This window comes from Streptomyces kebangsaanensis (assembly GCF_001906585.1).
GTDB classification, from domain to species: domain Bacteria; phylum Actinomycetota; class Actinomycetes; order Streptomycetales; family Streptomycetaceae; genus Streptomyces; species Streptomyces kebangsaanensis.
On record NZ_JUJA01000169.1, the window covers coordinates 96,635 to 108,628 of the forward strand.

Here is an 11,994-nt window from a genome sequence, read left to right on the forward strand (position 1 = left end):
CGCCCGCCGTGCCATCGAGCAGGGTCGGCTCCAGGCCGAGCGCAGCGCACAAAGGGGCCTGCAGGCTGGGCGTGAAGTGCTGGTCCAGCAACAGCCGCACGGCTGCCGCCGGCGTGGCGGGGTTCGCGAGCAGTTTCTCCACCCCGGGCTGCAACCGACCGTGAGCGCCCGCCGCGCGGAGTAGGCCCCACGCTCGGGCACGTCCGGGCCGAGCTTGTTGCCGGCGCTGTCGTGCAGTTCCCACAGGGTGCGCTCGAGGTGCGCAAAGGGCATCGCGGCGCGTTCCCGGGCCCGTGAGCGGCCGACTTGGCCCGCCGGGGCTGATGGACTCCCGGAGAGGGCGGAGGGCGGAGGTTCCTCTCGAGCGCGGGGTCGGTCTCAGATCGGCTGGAGGCGGGCGAAGGGTGGGACGGGCGGTGGACTGCGAGGTGGAAGGCAGCCCGGCCGGTGTGTCGTCTGTCCGGTCCGAGCAGTGGGCGTATCGAAGTCACGCCCCACGTAACCTCTTCCTGTGTCAGTCTCCCGCCTGCATCGCGTCGCCGTCCTCGTGCTCGAGGGTGCGAAGCCGCTCGATGTCGGAATTCCCGCGCAGGTTTTCACGACCCGCGCGAGCATGCCGTACGAGGTGCGGGTGTGCGGGGCGGCAACCGGTCTCGTGACCGGCGGCGACGGCCTCGCGTACCACGTCGACCACGGCCTCGACGCCCTTGCGTGGGCCGACATCGTCTTCGTCCCCGGCTACCGGTTCCCGGACCGCGACGACCCGCCGCAGGCCGTCGTCGACGCACTGACCGCAGCCCACGACCGGGGCGCGCGGCTCGCCGCCATCTCGACGGGCGCCTTCGCGCTCGCCGCCACGGGCCTGCTCGACGGCAGGCGCGCCACGACGCACTGGCACTACACGCGGGCACTCGTGGCCAGGCACCCGCTCGTCCAGGTCGACGAGAACGTGCTGTTCGTCGACGAGGGCAGCGTGCTCACCTCGGCCGGCGCCGCCTCCGGGATCGACCTGTGCCTGCACATCCTGCGCGGCGACCTCGGAGTGGCCGCGTCCAACCACGCGGCCCGGCGTCTGGTCGCCGCCCCCTACCGCAGCGGCGGTCAGGCCCAGTACGTGCCGCGCAGCGTCCCCGAGCCGCTCGGCGAGCGGTTCGCCGCCACCCGCGAGTGGGCGCTGCACCGGCTCGGCGATCCCCTCACCCTCGGCATGCTGGCGCGGCAGGCGGGGGTCTCGCCGCGCACGTTCTCCCGGCGCTTCGTCGAGGAGACCGGCTACACGCCGATGCAGTGGGTGATGCGCGCCCGCATCGACGTGGCCCGTGAACTGCTGGAGCGGTCGCAGCGCAGCGTCGAACAGATCGCCGCCGACGTCGGGCTCGGCACCGGCGCGAATCTGCGGCTGCACTTCCAGCGCATCCTCGGCACCACCCCGAGCGAGTACCGGCGCACCTTCACCCTGGGCGAGTAACCCGCCCGGTACCGCCTGGCGGGATCCTTTTGAACCATGGCGATACCGCCACTGTCGGCGGCGCCGGCCGCGGGCGAGCCTGGTGGCGAAGAGAAGGGGCATCACTCATGACTCGCATCGCCATCAACGGATTCGGCCGCATCGGACGCAATGTGCTGCGCGCACTGCTCGAACGCGACAGCGCCCTCGAGATCGTCGCCGTCAACGACCTGACGGAGCCCGCCACTCTCGCCCGGCTGCTCGCCTACGACAGCACGGCCGGCCGGCTCGGGCGCCCGGTGACCGTCGACGGGGACGCCCTCGTCGTCGACGGCCGTCGGATCACGGTGATGGCCGAGCGCGAACCGGCGCAGCTGCCGTGGGCCGAACTCGGCGTCGACATCGTCCTGGAAGCCACCGGCCGCTTCACCTCGGCGAAGGCCGCCCGCGCCCACCTCGACGCGGGCGCGAAGAAGGTACTCGTCAGCGCGCCGTCGGACGGCGCCGACGTCACGCTCGCGTTCGGGGTCAACACCGACGCCTACGACCCGGCCGTGCACACGATCGTCTCGAACGCCTCCTGCACCACCAACGCGCTCGCGCCGCTGGCCGCGGTCCTCGACGAACTCGCCGGTATCGAGCACGGGTTCATGACGACGGTGCACGCCTACACGCAGGAGCAGAACCTGCAGGACGGTCCGCACCGCGACGCCCGTCGCGCCCGGGCCGCCGGCGTCAACATCGTGCCGACCACGACCGGCGCCGCCAAGGCGATCGGCCTGGTGCTGCCGAACCTCGACGGCAAGCTGTCGGGCGACTCGATCCGCGTACCGGTGCCGGTGGGCTCGATCGTCGAACTCAACACGACCGTCGCCCGCGACGTGACGCGCGACGACGTGCTGGCGGCGTACCGCGCCGCAGCGGAGGGACCGCTCGCCGGCATCCTCGAGTACTCGGAGGACCCGCTCGTGTCGTCCGACATCACGGGCAATCCCGCATCATCGATCTTCGACTCGGCCCTCACCCGCGTCGACGGCCGCCACGTCAAGGTGGTCGCGTGGTACGACAACGAGTGGGGCTTCTCGAACCGCGTGATCGACACGCTCGAGTTCCTCGCCACCCACTGACCGGACGCCGGGGTGGTACCCCGCCTCCGGCGACCGCGCCGGCCGGCACTTCCTTCGAGCGCTCTGGTTGACCAGTCGGGCAACCAGAGCGCCCGGTCACAGAAGCGGGTCCGCCCGGCCTCCGGAGGGTGCGGGAGCGCCACGGCCGGTCAAGGGTTCTTCGAGCGTCACCCCGCGAGAGCAATGCTCAGGACTTGTGGGTCAGCCCTGGGAGGGACGCGGAGGGCGTACCTTCCCGATTGATCCTGTGATGCTCTCCGAGCAGGCCCGCGTCGCAGCGCGGGTCGGGAGGGGCACGCCCGTGCTCAGCGTAGTCACCGACGAGGGCTCCACCCGGTCCGGCTCCCTGATCGACGAGATCGTCCGCGAAGGCGCCCGCCGGATGCTCACCGCCGCATTGGAAGCGGAAGTCAACCAGTACATGGCCGAGTTGGCGGCCGAGACCGACGAGTTCGGGCGGCGCCCGGTGGTCCGCAACGGCCACCACCGGCCCCGGAGCGTGGTCACCGCGGCCGGGCCCGTCGAGGTCAAGGCCCGCGGGTGAACGACCGCCGCATCGACGACGGGACCGGGGAGCGCAAGCGGCTCTCCTCCAAGATCCTGCAACGTGACAAGGCCGGGCGGTGGCCTGCTCAGGGGGTGCTGACGCGGCACTGGTTCCTGCCGCCTCTCGAAGAGGGCGTGATGCCGTTCGGGAGGACCGTGCCACTGGCTGTGCAGGACACTGGGGGAAGGCGATGACGGGAGCGGGTGTGTGGTCGCCGCGCGGTGTTCGATGGCGGACGTTGCTGGTGGTGTCCGCGATCTTGGTGCTGCTCGGGTACGGCATCGGTGGGTACATGCTGCTGGGGTCCTCACTCTCCTCTGCCGCCTACCTGACGATGATGACGCTGACCACCGAAGGGTCGTCGGCAGCTGACCGGCTCTCCACAGGCGGCAAGCTGTTCACCGCCTCACTGGCCGTACTCGGCGTGGCGGTGTTCGTGGCCGCTCTGGGAGTGGCGGGTACCGCGCTGGTGGAGGGCAGGTTCGGTCCGCGCGGAAGGGCGCGACGCATGCAGCACCGGATCGACACACTCCGTGATCATTTCATCATCTGTGCGTACGGACGCGTGGGTCAGGCCGTGGCGCGCGAGTTCGAAGCCGACGGGATCCCCTTCGTGGTGATCGACAGCAAAGCGGAGTTGGAGGAGGTGATGCAGCGCGACAAGGTCGCCTACCTGATCGACAACGCCTCCTCCGAGCAGGTGCTGCGGCGGGCAGGGATCGACCGGGCCCGCGGGCTGGTGTGTGCGGTCGACTCGGACGCCGAGAACGTGTACATCACCCTCACCGCTCGCGCACTCAACCCGGCGATCGCCATCGTCTCCCGCGCCTCCGAACCCGCTTCCGTCGACCGGCTCGCCCGCGCCGGGGCCAGTAGCGTGGTGTCCCCGTACGTCAGCAGCGGCAGGAGGATGGCACTGCTCGCCGTGCGGCCGCACATCGTCGACTTCCTGGAGTTCAGCCGGCCCGGTACCTCGGACTGCCGGCTGGAAGAGATTCGCGTCGCAGCCGACTCCCACCTGCTGGGCCGCCCCCTGCGGCAGGCATGCAAGGGGGTGCTGCCGCTGCTGGTGCGGCGCGCGGACGGCACGCTGCTTCCCCGCCCCGACCCGGACAGCGCCCTTCACCCGGGAGACACCTTGATCGTTTTCGGCGACCTGGGGGCTCTGCGTCCTATCGAGGAATGAGCGGGATCCGGCAGCCTGGTCCGTGGGCGCCCCGACCGGCGTGCGGTCCGCCGGGCACTGTCGCGTTGACCGGCACATGGGATGATCTTGAGGGTGGCCGTGCTGGGGAGGGGGCCACCGCGGAGACCGTGCCGCCGTCGTACAAGGGGCACCGGTATCCGGCCGAGGCGATCGCGCACCGCGTACGGCTGTACTCCCGTTTCCCGCAGTCGTTCCGCGAGACCGAGGAGTTGATGCTCGAGCGCGGTGTGAGCGTCTCCTACGAGACGGTCCGCCGCTGGTGCGGCAAGTTCGGGCAGCAGTACGCCGACCTCCTGCGCCGACGGCGGCCGGGGCCCGGGGACAGGCGGTCCCGCGACGAGGTCCTCATCAAGATCAACGGCCGGTTGCACTACCTGNTGGCGGGCCGTGGACCAGGACGGGAACGTGTTCGACATCCTGGTCCCGCCACGGCGCGACACGCAGGCGGCACGGCGGTTCCTTCGCCGGCTCCTGAAGGACCTGGAGTACATGCCGTGGGTGATGGTGGCCGGCAGGCTCCGCTCCCACGGCACAGCCCACCGCCAGGTCATGCCGGGCGTGGAGCACCGCACCTCGAAGCACCTCGACAACCGGGCCGAGAACCCGCACCGGACGACCCGCCGGCGCGAGCGCGCGACGAAGCGCTTCACCTCACCCGGCCACGCGCAGCGGTTCCTGCCCGCGTTCAACGGCATCCCACCCCACTTCCGCCCTCGCCCCCACCGCCTGGCCGCGGCCCAGTACCGCACCGGGACGAACCAGCGCTTCACTGTCCGGAGGCAGGCCACCGGCGCCACCGTGGCGGCCCGACAACGGCGACCCGCACGGGCGAGCCACCACCCCGACGAGTCGTCAGCACCACCCGATCCAACAACGTGACAGTGCCCTCACCCGCCCCGACCACAACGGCGGTGCCGAAGGCGTCAACAACAAGATCAAGCTGATCAAACGCCAGATGTACGGCCGAGCAGGCTTTCCGCTCCTGCGCCGCCGCGTCCTCCTCGGCTGACGTCACGCTCAGCGACCACCGGATGTGAGCCAGATCCGTTCGGGTGGCATTCCCCGTGCGGAGGAACGTTCGAGCGCTCGGAGTGATCCTGATGTTGCGCTGGTGGTTCAGACGTCGTGCAGGACCGTGGCGGATGACGGGCAGGTGGTCGATGCCCTTGGTGCAGCGGAGCGTGGTCACCGCCCAGGCGATCAAAGCTTCATATCGCGGGACGGGGCGGAAATCCGCTTGCCCCTCCGACGCGTATCACACCTCTCACCCGCTCCTCCGGCCCGCCCGGGGAACCGGGCCGGTGTCGGGACCCTGGGCGGTCTCGGCGGTTGGCACCGCCCCGCCGCGGCGTTCGGCCATGGACGTTCGGCGCACGTGTGTACGCCAGGCGGAGCCCCGTGCACTCGGCGGCCGGCCCCCTGACGTGGGCGGGCGCCGCGCGGGGTCGGGCCGGCGCGTGGCGGCCGGCTCATCCCCCGCCGGGACCTCGCGGCGCAGGCGGTGGGGGAGCGGGCGCAGCGCGTCGCCCACGTCGGCCACCTCGGTGACCCTCATGCCGGCCGGGATCCTGCCCGGGTCGACGGGCACCAGGGCGTGGGCGAAGCCGAGCCGAGCGGCCTCGGCCAGCCGCCGCTGCACGCCGGTGACCCGGCGGACCTCACCGGCCAGGCCCACCTCGCCGATCGCGATCAGGTTCTTGGGCAGTGGGGTGTCGCACGCGGCGCTGGCCAGAGCGAGGGCCACGGCGAGATCGGCGGCCGGCTCGGTGAGCTTCACCCCGCCGACGGTGGCGGTGTAGACGTCGCGCCTGCCCAGCTGCGAGATTTTCCCACGCTGCTTGAGGACGGCCAGCATCATCGCCACGCGGGAGGTCTCCAGACCGGAGGTGGTGCGGCGCGGGTAGGGGAGCTGCGAGTCGACGGTCAGGGCCTGGACCTCGGCCACCAGGGGGCGGCGGCCCTCCAGGGTCACGGTCAGGCAGGTGCCGGGCACCGGCTCGTCGCGCCGGGTCAGGAACAGGCCGGACGGGTCGGCGAGGCCGGTGATGCCCTCGTCGTGCAGCTCGAAGCAGCCGACCTCGTCGGTCGTCCCGAACCGGTTCTTCACCCCGCGGACGAGGCGGAGGCGGGCGTGCCGGTCGCCCTCGACGTGCAGCACGACGTCCACGAGGTGCTCGAGGAGGCGGGGGCCTGCGATGGCGCCGTCCTTGGTGACATGGCCGACCAGGATGGTGGACATCCCGCGCTCCCTGGCGGCCCGGAGCAGCGCGCCCGTTACCTCGCGTACCTGGGCCGTGCCGCCCGGCGCACCGTCGATTTCGGGGGAGGCCACGGCCTGCACCGAGTCGAGGACGAGGAGCGCGGGCCGGACGGCGTCGAGGTGGCCGAGGACGGCAGACAGGTCGGTCTCCGCGGCGAGGTAGAGGTGGTCGGAGAGCGCGCCGATCCGGTCGGCGCGCAGCCGCACCTGGCCGGCCAGCTCCTCGCCGGTCACATACAGCGCGCGGGCGGCGGTGCTGGAGGCCTTCGCCGCGACGTCGAGCAGCAGCGTCGACTTGCCCACGCCGGGCTCGCCGGCGAGCAGCACGACGGCGCCGGGCACCAGGCCGCCGCCGAGCACGCGGTCCAGCTCGGGCACGCCCGTGCTGCGCGCGGTGGCCTGACGGCCGTCCACCTGGCCGATGGGGAGGGCGGCGGTGGTGACCCGGCCGGGCGCGGTCGTGCGGACGGCGGGTGCGCCGAGCTCCTCGATGGTGCCCCAGGCCTGGCACTCGGGGCACCGGCCGAGCCACTTGCCGGTGGTCCAGCCGCACTCGGTGCAGCGGTAGGAGGGGCGGTGCCCGAGAGGGGGGCGGGAGGTGCGGGCGGCCATGGCTCTCACCGCCGCGGGGGCCGCTGCCGGGGCGACGGTGAGGCGGCAGGCCCCCCGGGACCCGTGCCGAACGGGCCCTGCTGCCCGGTTCCGGATCCACCTTGCGGCAGCGGTGCGAGGCCCAGGTGGGCCCAGGCGGCGGGGGTGGCGACCCGCCCCCGGGGGGTGCGGGCCAGCAGCCCCTCGCGCACCAGGAACGGCTCGGCGACCTCCTCCACCGTCTCCCGTTCCTCTCCCACCGCGACCGCGAGGGTGGACAGGCCGACCGGTCCGCCGCCGAAGAGGCCCAGCAGCGCGCCCAGCACCGTCCGGTCGAGCCGGTCCAGGCCGCGGCCGTCGATCTCGTAGACCGCCAGGGCCGCGGAGGCGACCTCGCGGGTCACCACGCCGTCGGCCTTGACCTGGGCGTAGTCCCGAACCCGGCGCAACAGCCGGTTGGCGATGCGGGGGGTGCCGCGGGAGCGGCCGGCGATCTCCGCGGCGCCCTCGGGCTCGATCGCCACGTCGAGCAGCCGGGCGGAGCGGTGGATGACACGCTCCAGCTCGGCCGGTGCGTAGAACTCCAGGTGGGCGGTGAAGCCGAAGCGGTCGCGCAGCGGGGGCACCAGCAGCCCGGCCCGGGTGGTGGCACCGACGAGGGTGAACGGGGGCAGTTCCAGGGGGATGGCGGTGGCGCCGAGGCCGGTACCGACCACGACGTCGACGCGGAAGTCCTCCATCGCCATGTAGAGCATCTCCTCGGCGGGGCGGGACATCCGGTGGATCTCGTCGAGGAAGAGAACCTCACCCCCGGTGAGGGAGGAGAGGACGGCGGCGAGGTCTCCGGCGTGCTCGATGGCGGGCCCGGAGGTGATGCGGAGCGGGGCGCCCATCTCCGCAGCGATGATCATGGAGAGGGTGGTCTTGCCGAGGCCCGGAGCTCCGGAGAGCAGCACGTGGTCGGCGGTCGCGCCGCGGGCGCGGGCGGCGCGCAGCATGAGGTTGAGCTGCTCGCGAACCCGTTCTTGGCCGATGAACTCGTCGAGATCCATGGGCCGCAGCGCGGCCTCGACGGTCCGGTCCTCGCCGTCGGCGCCGGCTCCGACCAGCCGGTGGACCGGCTCNGGGCCGGCCAGGGGCTGTCTCACTGCCGATGTCGTTCTGGCTCATAGTCGTACGACCATTACGTATTCGTATGCAAGTTCGAAAAAGGCTAGAATCACGCTAAGCGCAGATGAAGGGATAATCAATATCTTTTAGGCGGAAACTTGCTCAGGTGGCGATGATCGGCGCCGCGAGCGGAAGGCTCCATCCGCCTGCCCGTGCAGGACGCCTTCAGTGCCCTGTGCGTGCCCGTGGCCCGCAGCGTCTCGAGGGGAGGGCTGGAGGCCGGCCCGCCACTGCCTCCGCAACCTTCTCCGGCGTAACCTGGTAAATCTTGGTAAAAGGGGTAAAAATGCAGGCGGTCTGGAGGGGGATCATCTCCCTCGGCATCATCGACATCCCCGTGGTCCTCTACAAGGCCACCGAGACGGAGAGCGGTCTCGTCCTGCACCAGGTCCACGCCGAGGACGGCTCACGCGTGCGTCACAAATTGTGGTGCGAGGAGGAGGACCGGGAGATCGAGTACCAGGAAGTCGCGAAGTGCTATCAACACCCCGACGGCCGGAGGGTTGTTCTGAGCGACAAGGAGCTGGCGACCCTTCCCCCGCCGGACAAGGGGCGGATCAGCGTGTTGGCCTCTGTCGACGACGGCAGCATCGATCCGATGGTGCTCGGGCAGGCCTACCACGTCGGAGGAGCGGACCCGGTGACCGACCGGTTCTACGTCCTGCTCCGGGACACGCTGAGGGAGTCCGGGCGGGTCGCCGTCACCAAGGTCGCCCTTGGGACCCGTGGGTCCCTGGCGGTGCTGCGCGCCCACGACGACCTCCTTGTCCTGCAGACCATGAGCTGGCCCGAAGAGGTCCGCCGTCCGACCGGCATCGCCCCCGAGAGCGACATCGCCGTGAGGCCGCAGGAGCTGAAGATGGCCATGCACCTCATGGACATCCTCTCCGAGGGCTTCGTCCTGGAAGAGCTCCACGACGACTACCAGCAGGCTCTGCGGCAGGTCGTCGCCGACCGCTTGGAGGAGGTGGCGCCCCCGCATCACGCCGACGACACCGACCTCATGGCCCTGTTGCGAAGCAGTTTGGAAGTGGCGAGGAGTGGCCGCGCCGATGCCGCACCGGCCAGGAAGACTGCGGCCGGGGAGACCGCCTCGGCCGCGAAGCGGGCCACCGTGAAGAAGAAACCGGCAACCGGCGCCGCCGCGGCCCAAAAGACCACCGCCAAGAACACCGCCGCGAAGAAGACAACGCCCCGCCGGGCGTCCTGACCGCTCCATCCGGATGGGCACCGTTCCCGGACGGCACCGCCGCCGGTACGGGAGCGGTCACCGTGCCGGGTGCAGGTCCGTGACATCAGCGACGCGCAGCCCCGCGTGGACCTCACGGCCGTGCGGGGTCTGGTGCACTTCCTCCAGGGCGCAAGGAACCGGACGATGCCGGTACTGCGGTGCCGTGCCGGCTGCAGTTGGTCTGTCTCGGCGGCGGGGGCGTGCTGGGCTACGCGCCGGCGGAGGGTGATCTGCGGGCCGTGGGGCGCAAGCTGCTCGCTCTGTGGGAGGCGATCCGGCGGGGCGCGGCGACGGGCGACTGGCGGCCGCGGCCGGGCCGGTTGTGCGACTGGTGTCCCCGTCGGGCGTTGTGCCCGGCCTGGGGCGGCATCCCGCCGCCCTGCCCTCTGGCCGCGGCCACCGGCCCGGCCGCGGAGCACGACGAGCGCCCGGCCGCCGGCGCCCGCTGAGGCCGGACCGCTCACCCGCGGCGGCTCGCCCGGAAAGGCACCGTGCCTCGCGGTGGGGCCGGCCCGGCAGCCCTCCCGAAACGCAGGAGCCGGACGTGTCCGGCCGCGACATGGGCACAGGCAAGCTCATTTTAGGCCCTGGCACTGACAATTGGGGCTCTCGGCAAGATTTCTGGAGAGAAGTGTTGAATATCTTCTCTATGCGCGCGTAGCGTGAAGTTCCGGACAATCTTCGAACTGGTATTCGAACAAGCCGACGGCCGTGCGGGTGCCCGTCCTGCCGGGTGAGGACCGTCTTCCGTCCCTCCCCAGGCCCACCCCGAACCACCGTCGGAGACGTCAGAGGAGCACGGCGTGAACCACCTCGCCTTCATCCCCGCCACCAAGGAACAGGCCAAGGCCCGCATCGCGCTCACCGGGCCCACCGGATCGGGCAAGACCTACACCGCCCTGGTCACCGGCACCGGGCTCGGCGACCGGATCGCCCTGGTCGACACCGAGCACGGCAGCGCCGCCAAGTATGCCGACGAGTTCACCTTCGACACCCTCCCGCTCACCACGTTCGAGCCCACCGCGCTCGTCGAGGCGCTCGCGGTGGCCGCTCACGGCGGCTACGACGTCATGATCGTCGACTCCCTGAGTCATTTCTGGTCCGGCGCCGGCGGGATGTTGGAGCAGGTCGACAACGCGGCCAGGCGCGTCGGGGCGGGAGGCAGCTTCGCCGGCTGGAAGGAGGCCCGACCCTTGGAACGGGCGATGCTCGACGCCCTGCTCGCCTATCCCGGTCACCTCATCGTCACCATGCGCACCAAGACCGAGTACGTCGTCGAGGCCGACGAGCGCGGGCGCAAGGTGCCGCGCAAGGTCGGGCTCAAGCCCGAGCAGCGCGAGGGCATCGAGTACGAATTCGACATCGTCGGCGACCTCGACCACGAGAACACCCTGGTGATCTCCAAATCCCGGGCCAAGCCGCTGTCCGGGACGGTGCTCCACAAGCCCGGCGCGGAGTTCGCCGAGGCCGTCCTCGGCTGGCTCGAGGCCGGCAAGCCCGCCAAGTCCGTGCCGGACTACATCACGGCGGCCACCGCGCCGGACGCCACCTATGAAGACCTGCGCGCCCTCTACGAGGAGGCCCGCCGGCACAACCTGCTCGGCGCCGCCGTCCTGGACGGCGAGGAGACCCGCACGCTCGGCGAGCTGATCGTGCGCCACGGCACCGAGGCGGCGAAGAACCGGGTCGGCCAAGACGCCGAGTCGAGGACCGGGACCGGGTAGGAGGGCCAGGCCGCATGAGCCTCAAGGACCAAGCCGCCCGGGTCGCCGTGCTCCGGGTGCTGCGCGACGCGGTGGACGCCGAGTACGAGGCCGCCCGCCGCACGGTGCTCGACGGGCTGCGCGCGGCCCGTGCCGAGCTCGACCTGAAGTCGATCCGGGCGACCCTGCCGGACCACACGCCCATCGCCACCATCACGCTCATCGACCCCCGGCCGACGGTCGTGATCGCCGACGAGCACGCCTTCCTCACCTGGGTGGCCGAAAACCACCCCAGCGAGGTGGAGACGCTCACCCGGGTGCGCCCCTGCTGGCAGCGGGAATTTTTCACCCGGCTCGCCTGCCTCGACCCGGTCACCGACCCGCACACCGGCGAGGTGATCCCGGGACTGGCCGCGGCACCGGCGCCCCCGCCGCGGTCGTTCAGCCTCCGCCCCGTGCCCGGCGGGCCGGAGAAGGTCACCCGCGCCTGGCGCACCGGCGAGCTCGACCTGCGCCAACTGCTCGCCCTCGACGGCGGTGCGACATGACCACCGCCCTCTCACCACTGGATCGTCCAGGTCGGCCACCTGGGCCGCGGTGGCTGAACCCCCACGGACAGGTTGCCGCACCCGCGGCGCCGCCCTGTACGGGTATCGCGAGGGCTACGGTGCGACGGCTCGCCGCGACACCCGCCGCGTCCTGGCTGGAAGG

The 11,994-nt window shown here is 71.7% G+C and carries 8 protein-coding genes and 6 pseudogenes; 11 read left to right on the plus strand and 3 right to left on the minus strand.

The annotated features are described in order from the left end of the window. Positions 1-300: pseudogene (locus RH94_RS46940) on the minus strand (phosphorothioated DNA-binding restriction endonuclease); the annotation flags it as partial. A gap of 211 nt (positions 301-511) precedes the next feature. Between RH94_RS46940 and RH94_RS37880 the strand changes: the two are divergent. The 7 genes and pseudogenes from RH94_RS37880 to RH94_RS47040 all read left to right on the plus strand — a co-directional run. Next, positions 512-1,468 carry a GlxA family transcriptional regulator gene (locus tag RH94_RS37880; RefSeq protein ID WP_073952817.1) on the plus strand — a complete coding sequence of 319 codons (957 nt, stop codon included), beginning with the start codon at positions 512-514 and terminating at the stop codon, positions 1,466-1,468. 107 nt (positions 1,469-1,575) lie between these two features. After that, positions 1,576-2,574, plus strand: a complete 999-nt coding sequence (gene gap / locus RH94_RS37885) for a type I glyceraldehyde-3-phosphate dehydrogenase (RefSeq protein ID WP_073952818.1) — start codon at positions 1,576-1,578, stop codon at positions 2,572-2,574. A 301-nt stretch (positions 2,575-2,875) separates the two neighbouring features. Then, positions 2,876-3,177: pseudogene (locus RH94_RS37890) on the plus strand (transposase); the annotation flags it as partial. A gap of 191 nt (positions 3,178-3,368) precedes the next feature. Next, positions 3,369-4,307 (plus strand): potassium channel family protein, encoded by a 939-nt coding sequence (locus RH94_RS37895; RefSeq protein ID WP_158073137.1) that lies wholly within the window; start codon positions 3,369-3,371, stop codon positions 4,305-4,307. A gap of 128 nt (positions 4,308-4,435) precedes the next feature. Continuing rightward, a pseudogene (locus tag RH94_RS45970) lies at positions 4,436-4,705 on the plus strand (IS6 family transposase); the annotation flags it as partial. A 1-nt stretch (position 4,706) separates the two neighbouring features. Next, a pseudogene (locus RH94_RS45975) lies at positions 4,707-5,123 on the plus strand (DDE-type integrase/transposase/recombinase); the annotation flags it as partial. Positions 5,124-5,208: 85 nt separating this feature from the next. Continuing rightward, positions 5,209-5,337, plus strand: a pseudogene (locus RH94_RS47040) (transposase); the annotation flags it as partial. Between the two features lie 255 nt (positions 5,338-5,592). Here RH94_RS47040 and radA read toward each other — a convergent pair. Both radA and ruvB read right to left on the minus strand, forming a co-directional pair. Then, positions 5,593-7,200: a DNA repair protein RadA gene (radA, locus tag RH94_RS37910; RefSeq protein WP_079189342.1), complete on the minus strand. Its 1,608-nt coding sequence runs from the start codon at positions 7,198-7,200 to the stop codon at positions 5,593-5,595. A gap of 5 nt (positions 7,201-7,205) precedes the next feature. Continuing rightward, on the minus strand, positions 7,206-8,288 hold the full coding sequence (ruvB, locus tag RH94_RS37915; protein ID WP_234426351.1) for a Holliday junction branch migration DNA helicase RuvB: 1,083 nt from the start codon (positions 8,286-8,288) through the stop codon (positions 7,206-7,208). Between the two features lie 347 nt (positions 8,289-8,635). On the opposite strand from ruvB, the gene ku reads away from it, so the two are divergent. The 4 genes and pseudogenes from ku to RH94_RS37935 all read left to right on the plus strand — a co-directional run bounded on the left by ku (position 8,636) and on the right by RH94_RS37935 (position 11,831). Continuing rightward, entirely contained in the window at positions 8,636-9,559 is a 924-nt protein-coding gene (gene ku / locus RH94_RS37920) for a non-homologous end joining protein Ku (protein ID WP_073952822.1), read from the plus strand. Positions 9,560-9,738: 179 nt separating this feature from the next. Then, positions 9,739-10,029 (plus strand): annotated as a pseudogene (locus RH94_RS37925) (recombinase RecB); the annotation flags it as partial. Positions 10,030-10,383: 354 nt separating this feature from the next. Continuing rightward, positions 10,384-11,304 carry an ATP-binding protein gene (locus RH94_RS37930; protein ID WP_073952824.1) on the plus strand — a complete coding sequence of 307 codons (921 nt, stop codon included), beginning with the start codon at positions 10,384-10,386 and terminating at the stop codon, positions 11,302-11,304. Positions 11,305-11,318: 14 nt separating this feature from the next. After that, positions 11,319-11,831, plus strand: a complete 513-nt coding sequence (locus RH94_RS37935; protein WP_073952825.1) for a hypothetical protein — start codon at positions 11,319-11,321, stop codon at positions 11,829-11,831. Positions 11,832-11,994: the final 163 nt, after the last annotated feature.

Coding starts and splice junctions, on each gene's coding strand:
- RH94_RS37935 (WP_073952825.1), top strand. CDS start 11,319: ATGAGCCTCAAGGACCAAGCCGCCCGGGTCGCCGTGCTCCGGGTGCTG.
- gap (WP_073952818.1), top strand. CDS start 1,576: ATGACTCGCATCGCCATCAACGGATTCGGCCGCATCGGACGCAATGTG.
- ku (WP_073952822.1), top strand. CDS start 8,636: ATGCAGGCGGTCTGGAGGGGGATCATCTCCCTCGGCATCATCGACATC.
- radA (WP_079189342.1), bottom strand. CDS start 7,200: ATGGCCGCCCGCACCTCCCGCCCCCCTCTCGGGCACCGCCCCTCCTAC.